This window comes from Caldovatus sediminis (genome assembly GCF_014644455.1).
Taxonomy (GTDB): Bacteria; Pseudomonadota; Alphaproteobacteria; order Acetobacterales; family Acetobacteraceae; genus Caldovatus; species Caldovatus sediminis.
In genome coordinates, this window is record NZ_BMKS01000003.1 from 158949 (window position 1) to 178739 (window position 19791).

Sequence of the window (19791 nt, forward strand, 5' to 3'; positions counted from 1 at the left end):
CGGCGGTCCGCGGCGGCCGCGCGGCGCGCCGAGCGGCATCGGGCTCCCGCGCGGCGGGGCCAGGTCGGGCGGTGCTGAACGGACCGGGCGGCCGGCGCGCGCAGAGGAGGCGGCGGCCCGACGGTTCGGGTTGACCCGCCGCGCGGGCAAACACTACCGTCTGCCCAACGCGCCATGCGTGCGCGGCCCGGCCTGCCTCGGGCGGCCGGGGGGGAGGCGTCCGATGGCCGCAACGCGGCGTGCGACGGCACGGCCATGACCGGTGCGGTCGCGGTCTGATGTTCACCTACGTCCTTCGCCGGCTCCTGTTCGGCGCGCTGACCGTGCTCGGCGTCTCGGTCGTCGTCTTCGTGATCATGCGGATCCTGCCGGGGGACCCGCTGGTCGCGATCTTCGGCCCGGACGGCTTCACCAGGCTCACCGAGGAGCAGCGCGCCGGCTACATGGCGGAGCTCGGGCTGAGCGATCCGCTGCCGGTGCAGTACCTGCGCTGGATGGGCGACATCCTGCGGGGCGAACTCGGCCGCTCCTTCTTCCGGTCCGAGAGCGTGGCCGAGATGATCCTCCGGCGCGGCCCGCTGACGGCGCAGATCGCGCTGCTCTCCGTGGTGCTGTCCTGGCTTGTCGGCATCCCGGTGGCGCTGGTCAGCGCGCTCCGGCCCAACAGCCTCGCCGACAACGTCGCGAGGGTCCTCAGCATCCTGTTCCTGGCGGTGCCCGGCTTCTGGCTCGGCATGCTGATCGTGCTCGGCCTGCTCTTCGCCTTCGGCTACCGCGCGCCGCTGACCGGCGCCTCGCTGCTCTCCGATCCCTGGACCACGCTGCAGATGATCATCGGCCCGGCGATCGTGCTCGGGCTCGGACAGGCGGCCTACGTCGCGCGCATGGCGCGCTCCAGCCTGCTCGAGGTGATCCGCGAGGATTACGTGCGCACGGCGCGGGCGAAGGGGCTGAACAGCCGCGCCGTCATCGTCCTGCACGCGCTGCCCAACGCGCTGCTGCCGGTGGTCACGCTCTCCGGCATCCTGCTCGGCTTCGTGCTCGCCGGCTCGATCCCGGTGGAGCGCGCCTTCGGAACGCCGGGGCTCGGCTACGCGATGTACACCGCCGTCAGCGAGCGCGACGTGTTCGTGATGCAGAACCTGGTGTTCCTCTACGCCGTGGTGTTCGTCGTCCTGAACATCCTGGTGGACGTGCTGAACGCCTGGCTCGACCCGAGGATCCGCCTGCGATGAGCGTCGCCGCCCCTGCGCCGGAATCCGCATCCGCTGCTGTCGCGTCCGCCGGGCGGCGGCCGCGGCGCGGCATCGGCGTCGCCCTGGCCGCGTTCGCGCGACGGTCGCCGCTCTCGGCCTTCTGGGGGGTCGTGGCCGCGGCGATCGTGCTGGTCGCGCTCGCCGCGCCGCTGATCGCGCCGAGCGACCCGCTGGCGGCGAACTTCCGCCAGATGGGAAGGCCGCCGAGCGAGGCCGCTTGGTTCGGCACCGACCAGGTCGGGCGCGACGTGCTGTCGCGCGTGATCCACGGCAGCCGCGTGTCGCTGACCGTCGCCTTCGGGGCGGTGCTGCTCGGGACGACGCTCGGCGCGCTCTGGGGCCTCGCCTGCGGCTTCTTCGGCGGGCGGTTCGACCTCGTCAGCCAGCGCGTCATCGAGTTCATGCAGTCCTTCCCGGACCTGATCCTGGCGATGGCGATCGCCATGGCGCTCGGCGCCGGCACCGGCACGGTGATCGTCGCGATCGCGATCACCCGCATCCCGTTCGGCGGGCGGGTGATCCGCTCGGTCGTGCTGTCGGTGAAGGAGATGCCGTTCGTCGAGGCGGCGCGGGGGCTCGGCGCGTCGAAGTGGCGGTTGATGTTCCGCCACATCCTGCCGCAGTGCGTCGCGCCCTACCTGGTCCTGGCGACGGCGCACCTCGGCGTCGCGATCATCATCGAGGCCTCGCTCGGCTTCCTCGGCGTCGGCATCCCGCCGCCCACGCCGACCTGGGGCAACATGCTGGCGGACAGCCTGAACGCCGGCCTGGTGCCGCCCTGGTGGCTCGTGCTGTTCCCCGGGCTCGCGATCACCCTCACGGTGCTGGCGTTCAACCTGCTGGGCGACGGGATCCGCGACATGCTGGACCCGAAGCTGCGCGGGTCGGCGTGAGGCGGCGCCGCGCCCTCACCCGGGCTTCGCCAGCGGGAAGGTCACGCCGCCGTCGTGCAGGTGGCACGCGGCGAGATGCCCGGGCCGGACCTCCCTGAGCGCTGGCGCCTCGCTCCGGCACCGCGCGTGCGCGTAGGCGCAGCGCGTGTGGAAGTGGCATCCGCTCGGCCGGTTGATCGGGCTCGGCACGTCGCCCGAGAGGATCACGCGCCTGCGCCTGCGCGCCGTCACCTTGGGGATCGGCACGGCGGAGAGCAGCGCCTCCGTGTAGGGGTGCAGCGGCATCTCGAACAGGCTCGCCCGGTCGGTCAGCTCGACGATCTTGCCGAGGTACATCACCGCGACGCGCTGGCTGATATGCTCCACCACCGCGAGATCGTGGGCGATGAACAGGTAGGACAGCCCGTACTCGTCCTGCAGGTCCATCAGCAGGTTGAGGATCTGCGCCTGGATCGAGACGTCGAGCGCGGAAACCGGCTCGTCGCAGACGATCAGCTCCGGGCCGAGCGCGAGCACGCGCGCGATGCCGATGCGCTGCCGCTGCCCGCCGGAGAACTCGTGGGGATAGGCGTCCATCTGCTCCGGCCGCAGCCCGACGCGCTCGAACAGCTGCGCCACGCGCTCCCGCCGTTCCGCCCGCCCGCCGCCGACGCCGTGGATCACCAGCGGCTCGGCGACGATCTCGCCGGCCGGCATGCGCGGGTTGAGCGAGGCGTAGGGGTCCTGGTGGACCATCTGCATCCGCCGCCGGAAGGGCAGCATCGCCCGGGCGTCGAGTCGGGTGATGTCCTCGCCGCGGAAGCGGATCTCGCCCGCCGTCGGCTCGAGCAGGCGGAGCAGCGTGCGGCCGGCGGTGGACTTCCCGCAGCCGCTCTCGCCGACCAGGCCGAGCGTCTCGCCGGGCGCGACGTGGAAGGACACGCCGTCCACCGCGTGGACCTGGCCCGCGACGCGGCCGAACAGGCCGCGCCGCACCGGGAAGTGCTTCCTGAGGTCGCGCACCTCGACCAGCGCCTCGGCCGGCGCGGCGGGGACTGCGCGCGCCGGCGACGGCGCGAGGTCGCGCAGCGCGGTCATGCCGCGGCGCCGGGCGCGAGATGCCCGGCGTTCCAACACGCCACGGCGTGGCCGTCCCCGTGCCGGGCGATCGTCGGCGCGGCCTCGCGGCAGCGCGCGTCGGCCAGCGCGCAGCGCGGCGCGAAGCTGCACCCCGGCGGCAGCCGCAGGAGCGAGGGGACCAGGCCCTTGATCTCGGCCAGTCGCGCGCGCCGGGGGCCGGCGCCGCCGCGGGCCGCGTCGTCGAGGTGGGGGATGGAGCCGAGCAGGCCGCGCGTGTAGGGATGCGCGGGCCGGGTGAACAGCGCCTCGACGCTCCCCTCCTCGACCTTCCGCCCGGCGTACATCACGATCACGCGATCGGCGTTCTCCGCCACCACGCCCATGTCGTGGGTGATCAGGATCACCGCCATCCCGAGCCGCTCCTGCTGCTCGCGGATCAGCTCGAGGATCTGCGCCTGGATGGTGACGTCGAGCGCCGTCGTCGGCTCGTCCGCGATCAGGACCTTCGGGTTGCACGACAGCGCCATCGCGATCATCACCCGCTGGCGCATGCCGCCGGAGAGCTGGTGCGGATAGGCGGCGGCGCTGCGCTCGGCGTCGGGGATGGCGACGCGGCGCAGCATCCCGACCGCCTTCGCCATCGCGTCGCGCCACGACAGTCCCTGGTGCAGCGCGATCGCCTCGGCGACCTGCCGCCCGACCGGGTAGAGCGGGTTGAGCGACGTCATCGGCTCCTGGAAGATCATCGAGATCGCGTTTCCGCGAACCCGCTCCATCTCCGCCTCGCTGAGCGCGAGGAGGTCGCGGCCCTCGAACAGGATCCGCCCGCCGGCGATCCGGCCCGGCGGGCTGGTGATGAGGCGGAGGATGGAGAGCGCGGTGACGCTCTTGCCGCAGCCGGACTCGCCCACCACGCAGAGCGTCTCGCCCCGGCGCACCGAATAGGACACGCCGTCCACGGCCCTGATGACCCCCGCCGGGGTGCGGAACTCCGTTCGCAGCCCCTCGACCGCGAGCACCACCTCGCCCGCGGCCCGATGCGGGGCGGCTTCGCCCGCGAGGGCGGCCGACGCGGCCTGATTCACGTGACTCCTCCCGAGGCCGGCGTGTAGCCTTTTCGCGGGACGGTAACATCGGTGGAACGCCGATCTCAACGTCCATCGATGGTGCCTCCCGCGCCGAACGAAGAACGGGCCGGTATGGAAAGGCCCACGACAGGGAGGGAAGCCCATGGATGATCCCCGCACGCGGAGCGCGGCGTGGAGCCGCCGGCGCGTCCTCAAGACCGGACTGCAGGGCGCCGCCGCCACCGCGCTTGGCGCGCACGTCCTCTCGCCCGATGCCGGCCTCGCGGCCGAGATCCCCCTGGAATTCGACGGGCGCAGCTTCCAGCTCGCCGCGCCCGAGCCGAACCCGAAGCGCGGCGGCGTGCTGCGCTACGGCATCACCAGCCGTCCGCCGCACTTCGACGTGCACCAGTCCGGCACGGTGAACAACCTCGGCTCTCAGGGCTGCATGTTCGACAACCTGGTCCGTCGCGACCCGCGCGATTCCGGCAAGACGATCATCCCGGACCTCGCGCACAGCTGGGAGATCGCGCGCGACGGCCGGACCTACACCTTCCACCTGCGGCGCGACGTGCTGTTCCACGACGGCGCGGAGCTCACGGCGGAGGACGTGAAGGCGACCTACGACCGCATCGTCCGTCCGCCGAGCGAGATCAGCATCCCGCGCAGCGCGCTGTTCACCGCGGTGAGCGAGATCAACGCCCGCGACAGGTACACGATCGAGTTCAAGCTGTCCGAGCCGCGCACCGCGAGCTTCATGATGGGCGCCTTCGCCAGCGGCTGGAACGTGATCCTCCGCAAGAAGACCCTGGAGGACAACAACTACAACCTCCGCCGCGTCGTCACCTATCCCGGCACCGGCCCGTTCCGCCCCGTCCGGCGGGTGGAGAACGAGGTGTGGGTGATGGAGCGGAACCCGAACTACTGGAACCGCGGGCTGCCCTACCTCGACGGCATCGAGTTCTACCACGCCCTGCCGTTCTCGCCGGAGCTCGGCTCGGCGCTGCTTGCCGGGCGGACCGACTACGCGCGGCTGCTCGACCCCGTCTCGCTGCGGCGCGTGAAGGAGACGCCGGGGATGTCGGGCACGGACTACTACCAGAGCGTCATCCAGGCGACCTGGGTGAACAACCGGAAGCGCCCGTTCGACGACCCGCGGGTGCGCCGCGCCATGCACCTCGTGCTGGACAAGGCGGTGCTAGTCGAGGTGGTGAAGGACGTCGCGCCGATGATGGTCGGCGGGTTCATCTACCCGTTCTCCGAGTTCGCGACGCCGCGCGAGGAGCTGTCGCGCAGGCTCGGCTACCAGGCCGATCCCGCCGCGGCCGTGCGCGAGGCGCGGGCGCTGCTCGCGGCGGCCGGACAGGCCCGCGGCATCCGCGGCCTCGACTTCGTCATCCGCGACGTCGCGACGTTCAAGCTCTGGGCGCAGGCGATCCAGGCGATGCTGCAGCAGACGCTCAACATCGAGTGCCGGCTGCGCACCGTGGTGGAGTCGGTGTGGTTCGACGACGTGCGCTCCGGCAATTTCGACCTGGCGATCGGCGCCATCGTCTCCACGCTGATCGACCCCTCGGACTACTTCAACGCCTGGTACCGCGACGGCGGTCCGCAGAACTACTCGAACTGGAAGGACCCGCGCTTCGAGGCCCTGGTGCCGCAGATCGACCGCGAGGTGGACCGGGAGAAGCGGCTCGCGCTGATCCGCCAGGCGGAGGCGATCATGGAGGAGAACCCGCCCCTGCTGCCCGTCGCCTGGGAAAAGATCAACGACGGCTGGTACAATTATGTGAAGGGCCATGTGCCGTACGAGTACTTCGGGATCTACGACGTCGTGCGGATGGACACCATGTGGCTCGACAAGTAGGGCCCGCCGCAGGCGACCTTCGCGGCCGGCCGCAGGCGGCCGCCCGGCTGCCGCGGTCGCGGCGCGCGGGAGGCGCCGGCGGCAGGCGCGGATGCCTTACGCGGTCCAGCCCTGGAGCGCTGCCGCCTCCTCGCGGCAGCGCTCGGGCCCGCCGAGGACCTGGCGGTTGAAGCCGATGCGCTTCAGCCAGTAGTGCAGCCCCGACAGGTCGGTGAAGCCCATGCCCCCGTGCACCTCGGTCGCCATGCGCGCCACCTCGCGGCCGACCTCGTCGAGGTGGGCCTTCGCGTGGCACGCCATCAGGCGCGCCTCCGCCGAGCGCGTGTCCTGCGCGTAGGCCGCGTGCCAGACGAAGGCGTGGCACGGCTCGAGCATGGTGGCCATGTCGGCGCACATGTGCTTGACGCCTTGGAAGCTGCCGATCACGCGCCCGAACTGCACGCGCTGCTTCGCCCAGGCCACCGCCCGGTCGAGCATGGCCTGGGCCGCGCCGAGCGTGTCGGCGGCGAGCACCACGCGGCCCGCGTCGAGGACCTGGAGCGCCGCGGCGCGCGGATCGGCCGCCGCCTCGAGCACCTCCGCCTCGACGCCGTCGAACGCGACTTCGGCGAGCGGCCTCGTCCCGTCCAGCGTCCGGCGCAGGGCGACGGAGACCCCGGCGTCGCCCGCGCCCAGGATCGCCGCCCGTCCGTCGGGCAGGTAGACGAGGAAATGCGTGGGCGCGCCCGCGTCCAGCACCGCCTCCGCAGCCCCGCTCAGCCGGTCCCGGTCGAGCGAGAGCGCCGCCCCGCCGCGTCCGCCGACATAGCCGACGAAGCCCATGGCGATGCGGGCCTCGCCGCCCGCGATCCGCGGCAGCCAGCGGTCCTGCTGCGCCGCACTGCCGCTGCGGAGCAGCGCGAGCGGCGCCATCGCGACGCTGCACAGGAAGGGGACCGGCGCCGCGGCTCCGCCCAGGGCCTGCGCGACGACGGCCGCCTCCAGCAGCCCGAGCCCCGTGCCGCCATGCCGCTCCGGCACCAGCAGGCCCTGCACGCCGAGGTCGAGGAGGCCTCGCCAGAGTCCTTCCTCGCAGCCCGTGCCGGTCGCCGCCTGCGCCCGCACGGCCTCGATGGGGCAGTGGTCGCGCAGGAACGACCGCACCGACTCGCCGAGCAGCGTCTGCTCGTGGCTCAGCGCGAACTCCATGGCCTAGGCCCCCCTTCCGCCGGTGCCCGGGACCCTGGGCTCGCGCGGCAGGCCGAGGCCGCGCTCGCCGATGATGTTCCGCTGGATGTTCGAGGTGCCGCCGCCGATGAGGAGGCCGATGTCGTAGAGGTAGTCGTTGTTCCAGTTCGCCGCGTCGTCGTCCTGGGCGTCCTCTCCTTGCGAGAGGGCGGTCAGCCCCTCCGCGCCGAGCGCGTCGACCGCGAGCGCCGAGAGGCGGTGTCCGAGCACGGTCCCCCCGTACTTCACGATCAGGCGGCGAAGCCCCGGATCCTCGCCCCTCGCCTGGTCGGTGAGCAGGCGGAGGTTGTGGGCGCGCCAGGCCAGGACCTCGCCCTGCAGCCGGAGCAGGCGCGACCGGAATTCGGCCGCGGCGATCAGCGGGACGCCGTCGACCTTGGTCGCGCGGAGGAGCTCGACGAGCCGCTGCAGGCGGTGCGTCAGCTTTCCGGCGTCGCCGATCCCCATGCGCTCGTGCTTCAGCGTGATGTTGGCGACGTGCCAGCCATGCCCTCGGCCCATCACGATCTGGTCCAGCGGCACGCGGACGTCGGTGAAGAACACCTCGTTGAACTCGGCGCGTCCCGTCATGGTGCGCAGCGGGCGCACCTCGATGCCCGGCGTCCGCATGGACAGCAGCAGGTAGGACAGCCCCTCGTGCTTCGGCTTGTCGGGCTCCGTGCGGCACAGCAGGAACATCATGTCCGCGTAGTGCGCGGAGCTCGTCCAGATCTTGTGGCCGTTGACCACGAAGTGCCCGTCCTCGACGACCGCGCGCGTCCGCACCGACGCGAGGTCGCTGCCGGCCTCGGGCTCGGAATAGCCCTGGCACCAGATGATCTCGCCGCGGATCGTCGGGCGCACCCAGCGCTCGCACTGCTCCCGGGTGCCCACCTCGAGGAGGGTGGGGACGAGCATGCTGATGCCCTGGTTCATGATGCCGGGATGCACGTTGGCGCGGCCGAACTCCTCGGCGATGATCGCGGCCTCCAGCACGTCGGGCGCGGCGCCGTAGCCGCCGTACTCGCGCGGGATCGTCCGCCCGGCGTAGCCGTGCTCGATCAGCAGGCGCTGCCAGTCGAGCGTCTTCCGGTCGGGGCGCTTACGCCCGCCGCCGGTCTTCGGCGAGGCGGGACCGTGGCGGCGGATGAACTCCCGCACCTCCGCCTGGAAGGCCCTGTGCTTCTCGGAGAAGTTCAGGTCCATCGTCACCTCCGGCCCGCGCGGCCGGACTAGCGCTGGAAGTTGAGCCTCAGCCCCGGTTCGGGCCACCGCAGGGCGGCGAGCTCGCCCTTCTCGGACAGCGTGACGTAGGCGGTGCGCATGTCGGGCCCGCCGAAGCAGATGTTGGTCGGGTGGCTGTCGGGCATCGGCACCTCCCGCACCAGGCGGCCGTCCGGGGCGAAGACGGTGATGCGCCCGGTCACCAGCGTCGCCACCGCGACGTTGCCCGAGGCCTCGACCGCCAGGCTGTCGAAGCGGCAGAACGTCGGCAGGCCGGCGACGAAGCGCCCGCCGTGCGGCGAGGGGAATGGCTGCTTGCGGACGATGCCCGGCGCCTCGACGTCGAACGCCCAGAGGCGCGCCGACTCGGTGTCGGCGACGTAGACCGTGCGCTCGTCCGGCGACAGGCCGACGCCGTTCGGGCTCAGGATCGGGTAGGCGACCTCCCGGATCGAGGAGCCGTCAGGAAGGGCGTAGTAGAGCCCGCCATGGTCGCGGTGCCCGGCGTAGCGCTTGCCGAGGTCGGTGAACCAGAAGCCGCCATGGCGGTCGAACACCAGGTCGTTCGGCGCCGAGAGGCGGCGCCCGTTGCATTCGGTGTAGAGCACGGTGCGCGCGCCGGTCGCCGGGTCCACCCGCGCGATGCAGCCGCCGGCGTAGTCGTCCGACGGCCCCTGGCCCATGAAGTGACCCGGCACGTAGCGGCTGCCGCCGTTGTCGCAGAGGTAGAGCATCCCATCCGGCCCCATCGCCAGGCCGTTCGGGCCGCCGCCCGCCGGGCCGAGCCGCGTCACCGTTCCGTCGGGGCCGACACGCGTGATGCGCCCGCCGTTGATCTCGGTGAGGATCACGGAGCCGTCCGGCATCGCCACCGGCCCCTCCGGGAAGCCCAGGCCTCGCGCCAGGATGCGGATCTCGGCGGCCATGAAGCGTCTCCCCTTCTGGCCGGCCCATCCTCGCGCACCCGCCGGGGCGGTCAAGCGCGCAGGGCGGATGGCGGGGGCCGGGCGGCCGGAGGCGCGGCGTGCGCCCCCGGGTCGGGAGGGGGCCGGGTCCACGCTGCCCCGCCGCCGGCCGTGGATCGAGCCCCCGCAATCGCGCCAGGCTCCAACGGCGCGCGTCGTTCGCGGTGCTCCCGCCGTTCACCGCCCGGCGCCCTGGCGCCGGTGTCGCTGCGCGAATGGCGGGGACGCCGCGCGCTCCGGGGCGCCATGGCGATGGCGAGATCGGGGCGGCCCGCCGGCCGGACCGGTCGGACGCCGCGCCCGGTCCGGCGCCGTGCAGGGCGGCACGGTGGCGGCGTGCGGCCGCGGCGCCGCCTCGCGGCAGCTCCGGCCTTCCGGCGCGGCGGCGTCCGCCGCGGCCAGGGCGACGGGGCGCCGCGCGGCGCACCGGGACGGCGGACCGACCGGCTCGGCGCTCCGGCCGCCGGCCCGCATCCGCCCGGGCCGGTCGGACGAGGGAGTCCCGGCTCGGACCGCGTGGGCGCCTCGTCCGCGCCGCTCTCAGCCCATGTTCACCATGATCGTCTTCTTGTGCGTGAAGTGCTCGAGCATCGCCTCGAGCGAGGCCTCCTTGCCGAGGCCGGACTGCTTGACGCCGCCGTAGGACAGGTTCGCCTGCACGACGAGGTTCTGGTTGATCTGCACCAGGCCGGCCTCCAGCCGGTGGGCGAGGTCGAGGCCGATCCTGAGGTTGTTGGTCCAGATCGAGGCGGCGAGGCCGTAGTCGGAATCGTTGGCGTCGGCGAGGACCTTCTCCGCGTCGTCGAAGGGGAAGATCGCGGTGACGGGCCCGAAGATCTCCTCGCGCACCAGCCGGCTCTCCTTCGGCAGGCCCGTGAAGATCACGGGCTGCAGGAAAAGGCCCTTCTTCAGCGCCGGATCGTCGGGCAGGCGGCTGCAGACCAGCGCCTGCGCGCCGGCGGTGCGCCGGCCCTCCTCGATGAAGCCCCGCACCTTCTCGAACTGCGCGGGCGAGATGATGGTGCCGATGTCGGTCCTCTCGTCGAGCGGGTCGCCCATCACCATCCTGTCCACCGCGTCCTTCATCGCGGCGACGAAGCGGTCGAAGATCGGGCGCTCGACGTAGATGCGCGAGGCGGCGGTGCAGCTCTGGCCCTGCCGGGTGAAGCGCATCGAGGTGAGCGCGCCCTGCACCGTCTTCTCGAAGTCGCAGTCGGCGAAGACGATCATCGGCGACTTGCCGCCGAGCTCGAGCGTGACCGGGATGATCTTCTCCGCCGCCGTCCTGTAGACGATCTTCCCGGTCTCGACCGAGCCGGTGAACGTCACCTTCCGCACCTTCGGATGGGCGACGAGCGGCGCGCCGCACTCCGGGCCGAAGCCGGACACCATGTTGAACACGCCGGGCGGCAGGACGCGGTTCAGCAGCTCGCAGATGCGCAGCACCGCGAGCGGCGCCTCCTCCGCCGACTTCACGACGACGCTGTTGCCCGCGACGAGCGCCGGGGCGACCTTCAGCGCCATCAGCAGCATCGGCACGTTCCACGGGATGATGGCGCCGACCACGCCGAGCGGCTCGCGCACCGTCACCGAGAGGACGTTGGGGGCGAAGGGCACGCTCTCGCCCTTCAGCTCGGAGCCGAGGCCGCCATAGAACTCGAAGATGTCGGCGACGACGTTGGCCTCGACGCGCGATTCGGTGCGCAGCGCCTTGCCGGTCTCGAGCGCGATCAGGCGCGCCAGCTCCTCGACATGGGCCTTGAGCACCTGGGCGCACTGGTGGACGAGCGCGCCGCGCCTGCGGGCGGCGAGCTTCGCCCATTCCTTCTGCGCCGCGGCGGCGTTCTCGACCGCGGCGTCCACGTCGGCGGCGTCGCCCTCGGCGGCGCGCGCGACCTCCTCGCCGGTGGCGGGGTTCACCACGGGGAAGGTCCTGCCGGAGCGGGCGGGGACGTAGCGGCCGCCGATGAAGTGCGCGCCGGAGAGGGCCTTGGCGAGGGCGAAGGGGTCCGTGGTCGGCGCCTCGGGCGTGGGGTGCGGGCGGTCGAGCATGGCGCGGGGTCCTCCCGAATGGGTCGCGTCGGCGGGACCTTGACCACGCGGCGGGGCGGCCGGCAAGCGTGGCGCCGCCCCGCCGCAGCGGGCGGCCGCGTGGCGCGGCCACATGCCGGCCGATCGTCGCCCGGCCCGGGGGGAGCCTCACGCAGGCGTGCGCGGGCCTGCCTGCCGCGGCGGCGCACGCGGGGGGAGCTCTCCGGCGCGATGCGGCGCCGCGCGCCACGCCGGCCGGGATGCAAGCGCCGCGCAGAGGGGCAGCAGCCAGACGATCCGCGCCTGATAGCGATGGTGCGGCTTGGAGAGCGCCCCCGTGGTGCAGGCGTTGGCCGCAAGCGCGACCAGCACGCTGAGCACGAGGCCGAACCGCGCGGCGTCGCCCTCGCGCGCGGAAAGCCTCCGGCACGCCGCCAGCGCCGCCGCGACGGACAGCGCCAGCACCGGCAGGTGAAGCGCTCCCGCGGCCGCGGCGAGCGGCAGGAGCTCGCCCCGGGCTTGCGCTCCCGCCCGGAACCGGTCCCGCTCGCTCGGGGGGAAGGCGTCCCAGATGTCCCAGCCATGCATGCTGCGCAGTTCGGGATAATTCAGCGTGTCGCCGAGGCGGACCTTGAACAGTTGCGCCACGGCATTGCCCAGGGCCGCGCGCGCCACCGCCAGCGGTTGGTCGCGCAGCGTCGCGGCGACCACCCCGCGCGCCTCGGGCGCGAGCAGCACGAGGCCATCCGGCCGGTAGGCGCCGGCGGCATCACGCGACGGCGGGCTCTCCGGGCTCCACAGGAACTCGTCGCTGTCCATCGGCAGGCGGTCGAGGAAGGCGCACAGGTGCCAGCCCGACTCCGGGCAGCGCGCACGAAGCGTCCATGTCGCGGGCCCATCCGCCTGCAGCCGCGCGAGCAGGAAGACCGAGCCGTGCGCGGCGAGCGTCGGGCGGCCGAAGGCCTGCCAGTTGGCGCCGACCAGGAACAGCATCGCCGCCGCCACCGGCGGGGCGACCCGCAGCAGGGGCCGCCAGCTCCGGCGCAGCAGCGGCAGCAGCACGACCAGCGCCAGGGCGGTCGGCAGATGCGAGAGATGCGCGGCGATGCCGATCGCCGCGACCAGCGCGGTCGAGGCCGTCTCCAGGCGCCCCAGCCGCGTCTCGCCGAAGCCGAGCACGAACAGGCACAGCACGACGACCGGCGTGAAGAAGTCCGGCATCAGGGTCGCGGCGAACCAGGGGGCGGCCGTCAGGGCGGCGAGCCCCGCCGCCAGCGCGAGGTGCCGGGCCGGGCCGACCTCGCCGCAGGCCACGCGCTGGGTCAGCCAGAGCAGGTGCGAGAGGATGAGTCCCTGCGCGACCAGCGGCAGCCAGAGCGTCCTCCCCTGGTGGAACAGGGCGATGAACGGCCCGTAGACCACGGTCTTGTCCCAGGGCGGCTGGCCGGTGATGGTGTGGACCAGGTAGGAGACGGTGTCGATGAACAGGATCGGATAGCCGTTGACCGCGGCCGGCCAGACCAGCAGCGCGGCGGCCGCGAGGACCGCGAGCATCCGTGCGGCCAGGGCGCGCCCGGCGGATGGCGGCGGCCTCGGCACCGGTCGCCGGACCTGGCGGTGGTGGCGCATGCGTCCTCCGCGGCCCGCACGAAGGGCCCCCTTCGGGCCGCGGATGTCCGGTCGGCCGCAAGGGCCCTATACCGCAACCCAGCCGGCCGTAACGCCCCCCGGCCGGGCGAGCAGTGTCGGCAAGCACGGAGTCCACTGGAGATGAGCCATACCCCCACCGGCCCGCTGAAGGGCCTGCGCGTGCTGGACCTGACGCGCGTGCTGGCGGGCCCGACCTGCACGCAGATGCTCGGCGACCTCGGCGCCGAGGTGATCAAGGTCGAGCGGCCCGAGGCCGGCGACGACACCCGCGGCTTCGCGCCCCCCTTCTGGCCGGAGACGAAGGAGAGCGCCTACTTCCTCGGCGTCAACCGCAACAAGCTCTCGCTCACGCTCGACATCGCGAAGCCCGAGGGCCAGGCGATCGTGCACCGCCTGCTCGAGACCTGCGACGTCCTGGTCGAGAACTTCAAGGTCGGCGCGCTGGCGAAGTACGGGCTCGGGTGGGAGCAGCTCTCGAAGAAGTACCCCGGGCTGATCTACTGCTCGATCACGGGCTTCGGGCAGACCGGCCCCTACGCGCCGCGTCCGGGCTACGACGCGCTGATCCAGGCGATGGGCGGCGTCATGTCCCTGACCGGGGAGCCGAACGGCACCCCGCAGAAGGTGGGCATCCCGGTCGCCGACCTGTTCGCCGGCCTCTACGGCTGCATCGGCATCCTCGCCGCGCTCAACCACCGGCGCGAGACGGGACAGGGCCAGCACATCGACATCGGCATGCTGGACACGCACGTCGCCTGGCTCGCCAACCAGGGGATGAACTACCTGGCGACCGGGGAGAACCCGCCGCGGCTCGGCAACCAGCACCCGAACATCGCGCCCTACCAGGAATTCCCGACCAAGGACGGCTACATCATCCTCGCGATCGGCAACGACCCGACCTTCGAGCGCTTCTGCAAGGCCTTCGGGCAGGAGCACCTGCTGGCCGACGAGCGCTTCGCCACCAACCCCCGGCGCGTCGAGAACCGCCAGCTCGTCACCGACACGCTGACGCCGGTGATGCGGTCCAGGACCACGAAGGAGTGGATCGAGGCGCTGGAGGCGCTGAAGATCGGCTGCGGCCCGATCAACACGCTGAAGGACGTGTTCGCCGACCCGCACGTGCAGGCGCGCGGCTGCGTCGTCGAGATGCCGCACGCGAGCGGCGCGACGGTGCGGGTGATCGCCAACCCGGTGCGGCTCTCGGCGACGCCGCCCGACTACCGCACCGCGCCGCCGGTGCTCGGCGAGCACACCGAGGCGGTGCTGCGCGGGATGCTCGGGATGAGCGAGGCCGAGGTGGCGGCGCTGAAGGCGAAGGGCGTCGTCTGATGGCGCCCACGGGCGCGCCGCGGCGGGGCGCGCTGCGCTGGCTCTGCGCCGGCGCGTTCCTGACGCTGCGCTGGTGGGAGTGGGGCCCGCCCGACGGCGCGCCGGTCCTCTGCGTCCACGGCCTGACGCGCACGGGCCGCGACTTCGACGCCCTCGCCGAGGCGCTGGCCGCGCAGGGGCGGCGCGTGCTCTGCCCCGACCTGCCCGGGCGCGGGGCGAGCGACTGGCTGCCGGACCCGGACCTCTACGTGCTGCCGACCTATGTCGCCGCGCTGGCGCATCTGCTGGCGCGGCTCGACGGGCCGGTGGACTGGGTCGGCACCTCCCTCGGCGGGCTGTGCGGCATGGCGGTCGCCGCGGCGCCCGGCCAGCCGATCCGGCGCCTGGTGCTGAACGACATCGGGCCCTTCGTGCCGAAGGCCGCGCTCGCGCGCATCCGCGACTACGTCGGGACCGAGGGCGCGTTTCCCGACCTCGCGGCCCTGGAGGCGCATCTGCGCGCCGTCCACGCCCCCTTCGGGCCGCTCACCGACGCGCAGTGGCGCCACCTGGCCGAGACCTCCGCCCGGCCGGCGGGGGAAGGCGACGCGCCCGGCGCGGTGCGGCTGCACTACGATCCGGCGATCGCGGCGCCGCTGCGCGCGACGGATCCGGCGGACCTCGACCTGTGGCCGCTGTGGGAGCGCATCGGCCTGCCGGTGCTGGTCCTGCGCGGCGCGCGGAGCGACCTGCTGCTGCCGGAGACCGCGGCGCGGATGGCGGCGCGGCCCGGCGTCCGGGTGGCGGAGATCCCCGACGCCGGCCACGCGCCGGCGCTGATGGAGCCAAGCCAGATCGGACTGGTGCGCGATTTCCTCTCGGCGTCGTGAGGCTCCGCCGGGCCGGCGGGCCAACCCCGCAGGCGGCGGTGCGTTGCACCGGGCACCATGCCCGAACCGGTGCGCCATCGCTTCCTGCCCGCGCCGCCCTTCGTCGGCGGCTTCCTCCAGACGCTCCGTGGCGTCGGCTGGCCGATCCGGCCGGCACTGCCGCGGCAGGGGCATCGGCTGTGGATCCCGCTCTCCGACGGCGATCGGCTCGCCGCCTGCCTGCATCTGCCGCACGCGGCGCGGCAGGACCGCCGCCGGCCCCTGGCGCTGCTCGTGCACGGCATGACGGGGACCGAGGACGATCCCTACCTGCGCGCGGCGGCGCGCGCCCTGCTCGAGCGCGGATTCCCGGTGCTGCGGCTGAATCTGCGCGGCAACGCGATCTCGCGCCCGCACAGCACGAGCCACTACCACATCGGCCGCGCCGAGGACCTGCGCGACGTGCTGCGCGCCCTGCCGCCCGCGCTCGCCGGCGCGGGCGTGGCGGTGGCCGGCTGGTCGCTCGGCGGGGCGATGGTGCTGAACCTGCTCGCCCGCCACGCCGACGAGGAGGGCATGCCGCGCCTGGTCGCGGGCGTCGCCATCTCGGCGCCGCTCGATCCCGCGGCGGCGCATGCGGCGATCGACGCGCATCCGCTGCTCGGGCCGCTGCTGCTCGCGCTCTACCGGCGCGAGGTGCTGGCGGTGACGCAGGCGCGCGACCTCGACGAGGCGCTGCGCAGCGCGGCGGCGGAAGCGCGCTCGCTGCGGGAGTTCGAGGCGAAGGTCTCGGCGCCGCGCTTCGGCTATCCGAGCTACGCGACCTTCGTCGAGCTGATCCGCCCCGACCGCGTGCTGCCGGCGATCCGCGTGCCGACCCTGCTGCTGCAGGCGGCGGATGACCCGGTCGTGCCGGCGGCCTCGCTGGAGGCCGTGGACTGGTCGCGATGCCCGGCGGTCGTGCCGGTGCTGACCGCGGGCGGCGGGCATTGCGGCTTCGACGACCTGCGCCTCGTGCGCGACCCGATGCAGACGCGCGTGCTGCTGGCCTTCTTCGAGGGGGCCGCGGAGGAGGCCGCCAGGGCCGCTCAGGCGAGGGCCGGCGCCATGGCCTCGGCCGCGGCGCACCAGCGCGCGGGGTCGGAGCCGTCCTCCACCGCCCAGGCGGCGGCGAGCGCGGCGCCGGCGTAGCCCCAGGCGGCGATCCGCTCGCGGGGGAGGCCGGTCGCCTCGGCAAGCAGCGCGACGCGGCGCGCGGCGCGCGCGGCGGGGCCGGGCGGATCGCGCAGGAAGGCGGCGGCCTCGAAGGCCGGGTCGCCGATCAGCCCCTTGGGGTCCACCGCCCGCCAGCCCGCCGCGCCGTCGCGCAGGATGTTCCCGGCGTGCAGATCGCCGTGCAGCAGGACCGGCGGCGGCGCGCCGGCCGCCAGCTCGCGCATCAGCCGCGCGGCGCGGGCGAGCATCGGGCGGGGCAGGGGCCCGGGCGCCTCCAGCGCCCGGTCGAGCGCGCGCACCCAGCCCGCCGCCTCCGCCAGCACCGCGCCGGGCGGAGGCGGGCGGCGGAGCGCGGCCATCACGCCGGCCGCCGCCAGCGTCGCGGCATCGTCGTCGCGCGCGGCGAGGTGGCGCAGCGCCGTGCCGGGGGAGAGGCGCTCGATCAGCAGCGCGCCGGCGGGCAGGTCGGCGGCGAGCAGCCGGGCCGCGCCGCGGCCCGCGAAGGCCGCCAGCGCCGTGGCCTCGGCCTCCAGCGCCTGGCCGGGCGGGGCGAGCTTCAGCACCGCCGCGGCGCCGTCGGCGCGGCGCACGGCGAAGGTGCGCGCCGCCGTCTCGCCGGTCGCGAGCGGGCCTTCCAGGACCAGCGACCAGCGCGCCTCGGCATGCCGGAGCCGCGCCGCGAGGTCGCGGCGCCAGGCGGAGGCCCGGCGGGCCAGGCGGGGACTCGCGACGCCCCGCATGCGGCGGCGCGGGCGGCGCCCTCCGCGCTCAGCCCCGCCGGAGTCGCTCCGCCGCCTCGACGGCGAAGTAGGTCAGCACGCCGTTGGCGCCGGCGCGCTTGAAGGCGAGCAGGCTCTCCATCACCGCGCGCTCGCGCTCCAGCCAGCCGTTCTGCACCGCGGCCATGATCATCGCGTACTCGCCGCTGACCTGGTAGGCGAAGGTGGGCACGCCGAACGCCTCCTTCACGCGGCGGACGATGTCGAGGTAGGGCATGCCCGGCTTGACCATCACCATGTCGGCGCCCTCGGCGAGGTCCATCGCCACCTCGCGCAGCGCCTCGTCGGTGTTGGCCGGGTCCATCTGGTAGGTCTTCTTGTCGCCCCTGAGCGCCCTGGCGGAGCCCACGGCGTCGCGGAACGGGCCGTAGAAGGCGCTCGCGTACTTCGCCGCGTAGGACATGATGCGCGTGTGGATCAGGCCCCTGGCGTCGAGCGCGGCGCGGATCGCGCCGACGCGCCCGTCCATCATGTCGGAGGGCGCGATCACGTCTATCCCCGCCTCGGCCTGGATCACCGCCTGGCGGGTCAGCACCTCCAGCGTCTCGTCGTTGGCGACGTAGCCGTCGCGGATCACGCCGTCATGGCCGTGGTCGGTGTAGGGGTCGAGCGCGACGTCGCCGACCAGGCCGAGATCGGGGAACGCCTTCTTCAAGAGCCGCGCCGAGCGGCACATGAGGTTGTCGGGGTTGAGCGCCTCCGTGCCCTCGGCGTCCTTGCGCTCCGGCGGCGTCATCGGGAACAGCGCGACCGCGGGAATGCCGAGCGCGACGGCGCGCCCGACATGCCCCTCCAGCCGGTCGAGCGTGACCCGCACCACCCCCGGCATCGAGGCGACGTCGCTCGTCCGGCCGGTCCCCTCCATGACGAAGACCGGCCAGATCAGGTCGTCCACCGAGAGCGCAGTCTCGGCCACCAGCCGCCGCGTCCAGGCGTCGCGGCGGTTGCGGCGCAGCCGCGTCGCGGGGAAGCGGCCGAGCGGGCCGGCGGCGTCCATCACTCGGCCGCCTTGGCCACCCGCGTCCCCGTCGCGGCCGCGAGCGCCTGGTCGAGGTCGGCGATGATGTCGTCCACGTGCTCGATGCCGATGGAGAGCCGCACGTAGCCCGGCGTGACGCCGGTGGCGAGCTGCTCCTGCTCGTCGAGCTGGCTGTGGGTGGTGGTGGCCGGGTGGATGGCGAGGCTGCGCGCGTCGCCGATGTTGGCGACGTGGTAGAACATCTTCAGCGCCTCGATGAAGCGCCGCCCGGCCTCGGCGCCGCCCTCCTTCAGCTCGAAGCCGATCAGGCTGCCGTAGCCGCCCTTGAGGTAGGCGTCGGCGCGGCGCTTCGCCTCGCCGGTCATCAGGCTCGGGTGGATCACCTTGCCGACGGCGGGGTGCCTCGCCAGCCAGGCGGCGACCTTGAGCGCGTTGGCGCAGTGCCGCTCCATGCGCAGCGGCAGGGTCTCCAGGCCCTGCAGCGCGAGGAAGCAGTTCATCGGCGCGAGCGGCGCGCCGAGGTCGCGCATCAGGCAGGTGCGCATGCGGATGATGTAGGCGATCGGGCCGAGCGGCTTCACCGCCTGCGTCCAGACGGCGCCGTGGTAGGACGGGTCGGGCTTGTTCAGCGTCGGGAAGCGCTCGGCGTGCTTCTCCCAGTCGAAATTGCCGCCGTCCACGACGATGCCGCCGATCGAGGTGCCGTGGCCGCCGATCCACTTGGTGAGCGAGTGCATCACCACCGCCGCGCCGTGCTCGATCGGGCGGCAGAGGACGGGCGCGGCGGTGTTGTCCATGATCAGCGGCACGCCGAGCCGGCGGCCGATCGCCGCCACCTCGGCGATCGGGAAGACCTCGAGCTTCGGGTTGGGCAGGGTCTCGGCGTAGTAGGCGCGGGTGCGGGAATCCGTGGCGCGGGCGAAGGCCTCCGGGTCGGCCGGGTCCACGAAGCGGACCTCGACGCCGAGGCCCTTCAGCGTGTTGGCGAAGAGGTTCCAGGTGCCGCCGTAGAGGTCGGTCGAGGAGACGATGTTGTCCCCGGGCTCGGTCAGGTTGAGGACCGAGAAGGCGGTCGCCGCCTGCCCGGAGCCGAGGGCGAGGGCCGCGACACCCCCCTCCAGCGCGGCGACGCGCTTCTCCAGCACGTCCTGGGTGGGGTTCATGATGCGGGTGTAGATGAACCCCATCTCCTGCAGCGCGAAGAGCCGCGCGGCGTGGCCCGTGTCCTGGAACTGGAAGGAGGTGGTCTGGTGGATCGGCACCGCGACCGAGCCGGTGGTCGGATCGGCCCGCCAGCCGGCGTGCAGGACGACGGTTTCCGGGCGGGAGGAGGCGGGGGTGTCGGTCATGCGGCTGGCCCTCGGTCCGGTATGGGTCCGGGGCCAACCTAGGGCCTTGCGCGCCGGCTTTCCAGCGGCAGGGG

Annotated in this window: 16 protein-coding genes; 6 read left to right on the forward strand and 10 right to left on the reverse strand. The window is 73.7% G+C overall.

Annotated features, from left to right (window positions below; genetic code table 11):
- Positions 1 to 278 precede the first annotated feature (278 nt).
- Positions 279 to 1235: an ABC transporter permease gene (locus IEX99_RS06030; RefSeq protein WP_188899114.1), complete on the forward strand. Its 957-nt coding sequence runs from the start codon at positions 279 to 281 to the stop codon at positions 1233 to 1235.
- Entirely contained in the window at positions 1232 to 2149 is a 918-nt protein-coding gene (locus IEX99_RS06035; RefSeq protein WP_188899115.1) for an ABC transporter permease, read from the forward strand. The genes IEX99_RS06030 and IEX99_RS06035 overlap by 4 nt, the downstream gene beginning before the upstream one ends.
- Before the next feature lie 15 nt (positions 2150 to 2164).
- Here IEX99_RS06035 and IEX99_RS06040 read toward each other — a convergent pair whose 3' ends face one another.
- A complete protein-coding gene (locus IEX99_RS06040) occupies positions 2165 to 3226 on the reverse strand; it encodes an ABC transporter ATP-binding protein (protein WP_188899116.1) in 1062 nt (353 codons plus the stop codon).
- Positions 3223 to 4230 (reverse strand): ABC transporter ATP-binding protein, encoded by a 1008-nt coding sequence (locus tag IEX99_RS06045; RefSeq protein WP_229677862.1) that lies wholly within the window; start codon positions 4228 to 4230, stop codon positions 3223 to 3225. The genes IEX99_RS06040 and IEX99_RS06045 overlap by 4 nt, the downstream gene beginning before the upstream one ends.
- 208 nt (positions 4231 to 4438) lie before the next feature.
- Between IEX99_RS06045 and IEX99_RS06050 the strand changes: the two genes are divergently transcribed.
- Positions 4439 to 6142 (forward strand): ABC transporter substrate-binding protein, encoded by a 1704-nt coding sequence (locus IEX99_RS06050; protein ID WP_188899118.1) that lies wholly within the window; start codon positions 4439 to 4441, stop codon positions 6140 to 6142.
- Positions 6143 to 6238: 96 nt separating this feature from the next.
- Here IEX99_RS06050 and IEX99_RS06055 read toward each other — a convergent pair whose 3' ends face one another.
- From IEX99_RS06055 to IEX99_RS06075, 5 genes are all read right to left on the reverse strand, one after another.
- A complete protein-coding gene (locus tag IEX99_RS06055) occupies positions 6239 to 7330 on the reverse strand; it encodes an acyl-CoA dehydrogenase family protein (protein ID WP_188899119.1) in 1092 nt (363 codons plus the stop codon).
- A gap of 3 nt (positions 7331 to 7333) precedes the next feature.
- A complete protein-coding gene (locus IEX99_RS06060) occupies positions 7334 to 8554 on the reverse strand; it encodes an acyl-CoA dehydrogenase family protein (protein ID WP_188899120.1) in 1221 nt (406 codons plus the stop codon).
- 26 nt (positions 8555 to 8580) lie between these two features.
- Entirely contained in the window at positions 8581 to 9498 is a 918-nt protein-coding gene (locus tag IEX99_RS06065; RefSeq protein ID WP_188899121.1) for an SMP-30/gluconolactonase/LRE family protein, read from the reverse strand.
- A gap of 579 nt (positions 9499 to 10077) precedes the next feature.
- Positions 10078 to 11589, reverse strand: coding sequence for an aldehyde dehydrogenase family protein (locus tag IEX99_RS06070; RefSeq protein ID WP_188899122.1), 1512 nt, complete (start codon positions 11587 to 11589; stop codon positions 10078 to 10080).
- Positions 11590 to 11736: 147 nt separating this feature from the next.
- Complete coding sequence (locus IEX99_RS06075; RefSeq protein WP_188899123.1) at positions 11737 to 13122, reverse strand: hypothetical protein; 1386 nt, start codon at positions 13120 to 13122, stop codon at positions 11737 to 11739.
- A gap of 216 nt (positions 13123 to 13338) precedes the next feature.
- Here IEX99_RS06075 and IEX99_RS06080 point away from each other — a divergent pair, with 216 nt between their 5' ends.
- The 3 genes from IEX99_RS06080 to IEX99_RS06090 are packed head-to-tail and all read left to right on the forward strand — an operon-like array spanning position 13339 to position 16586.
- Positions 13339 to 14547, forward strand: a complete 1209-nt coding sequence (locus IEX99_RS06080; RefSeq protein WP_188899124.1) for a CaiB/BaiF CoA transferase family protein — start codon at positions 13339 to 13341, stop codon at positions 14545 to 14547.
- Positions 14547 to 15416: an alpha/beta fold hydrolase gene (locus IEX99_RS06085; protein ID WP_188899125.1), complete on the forward strand. Its 870-nt coding sequence runs from the start codon at positions 14547 to 14549 to the stop codon at positions 15414 to 15416. The genes IEX99_RS06080 and IEX99_RS06085 overlap by 1 nt, the downstream gene beginning before the upstream one ends.
- Before the next feature lie 57 nt (positions 15417 to 15473).
- Positions 15474 to 16586: an alpha/beta fold hydrolase gene (locus IEX99_RS06090; RefSeq protein ID WP_188899126.1), complete on the forward strand. Its 1113-nt coding sequence runs from the start codon at positions 15474 to 15476 to the stop codon at positions 16584 to 16586.
- Here the strand turns inward: IEX99_RS06090 and IEX99_RS06095 are convergent.
- The 3 genes from IEX99_RS06095 to IEX99_RS06105 are packed head-to-tail and all read right to left on the reverse strand — an operon-like array spanning position 16484 to position 19717.
- The gene (locus tag IEX99_RS06095; protein WP_188899127.1) at positions 16484 to 17350 is read right to left on the reverse strand and encodes an aminoglycoside phosphotransferase family protein; all 867 of its coding nucleotides are present in this window, start codon (positions 17348 to 17350) and stop codon (positions 16484 to 16486) included. The genes IEX99_RS06090 and IEX99_RS06095 overlap by 103 nt on opposite strands.
- Positions 17351 to 17378: 28 nt before the next feature.
- Positions 17379 to 18386 (reverse strand): porphobilinogen synthase, encoded by a 1008-nt coding sequence (gene hemB / locus IEX99_RS06100; protein ID WP_188899128.1) that lies wholly within the window; start codon positions 18384 to 18386, stop codon positions 17379 to 17381.
- A complete protein-coding gene (locus IEX99_RS06105) occupies positions 18386 to 19717 on the reverse strand; it encodes an O-acetylhomoserine aminocarboxypropyltransferase/cysteine synthase family protein (protein WP_188899129.1) in 1332 nt (443 codons plus the stop codon). The genes hemB and IEX99_RS06105 overlap by 1 nt, the downstream gene beginning before the upstream one ends.
- Between the last annotated feature and the right edge of the window lie 74 nt (positions 19718 to 19791).

Coding starts and splice junctions, on each gene's coding strand:
- IEX99_RS06030 (WP_188899114.1), top strand. CDS start 279: ATGTTCACCTACGTCCTTCGCCGGCTCCTGTTCGGCGCGCTGACCGTG.
- IEX99_RS06035 (WP_188899115.1), top strand. CDS start 1,232: ATGAGCGTCGCCGCCCCTGCGCCGGAATCCGCATCCGCTGCTGTCGCG.
- IEX99_RS06040 (WP_188899116.1), bottom strand. CDS start 3,226: ATGACCGCGCTGCGCGACCTCGCGCCGTCGCCGGCGCGCGCAGTCCCC.
- IEX99_RS06050 (WP_188899118.1), top strand. CDS start 4,439: ATGGATGATCCCCGCACGCGGAGCGCGGCGTGGAGCCGCCGGCGCGTC.
- IEX99_RS06055 (WP_188899119.1), bottom strand. CDS start 7,330: ATGGAGTTCGCGCTGAGCCACGAGCAGACGCTGCTCGGCGAGTCGGTG.
- IEX99_RS06060 (WP_188899120.1), bottom strand. CDS start 8,554: ATGGACCTGAACTTCTCCGAGAAGCACAGGGCCTTCCAGGCGGAGGTG.
- IEX99_RS06065 (WP_188899121.1), bottom strand. CDS start 9,498: ATGGCCGCCGAGATCCGCATCCTGGCGCGAGGCCTGGGCTTCCCGGAG.
- IEX99_RS06070 (WP_188899122.1), bottom strand. CDS start 11,589: ATGCTCGACCGCCCGCACCCCACGCCCGAGGCGCCGACCACGGACCCC.
- IEX99_RS06075 (WP_188899123.1), bottom strand. CDS start 13,122: ATGCTCGCGGTCCTCGCGGCCGCCGCGCTGCTGGTCTGGCCGGCCGCG.
- IEX99_RS06080 (WP_188899124.1), top strand. CDS start 13,339: ATGAGCCATACCCCCACCGGCCCGCTGAAGGGCCTGCGCGTGCTGGAC.
- IEX99_RS06085 (WP_188899125.1), top strand. CDS start 14,547: ATGGCGCCCACGGGCGCGCCGCGGCGGGGCGCGCTGCGCTGGCTCTGC.
- IEX99_RS06090 (WP_188899126.1), top strand. CDS start 15,474: ATGCCCGAACCGGTGCGCCATCGCTTCCTGCCCGCGCCGCCCTTCGTC.
- IEX99_RS06095 (WP_188899127.1), bottom strand. CDS start 17,350: ATGCGGGGCGTCGCGAGTCCCCGCCTGGCCCGCCGGGCCTCCGCCTGG.
- hemB (WP_188899128.1), bottom strand. CDS start 18,386: ATGGACGCCGCCGGCCCGCTCGGCCGCTTCCCCGCGACGCGGCTGCGC.
- IEX99_RS06105 (WP_188899129.1), bottom strand. CDS start 19,717: ATGACCGACACCCCCGCCTCCTCCCGCCCGGAAACCGTCGTCCTGCAC.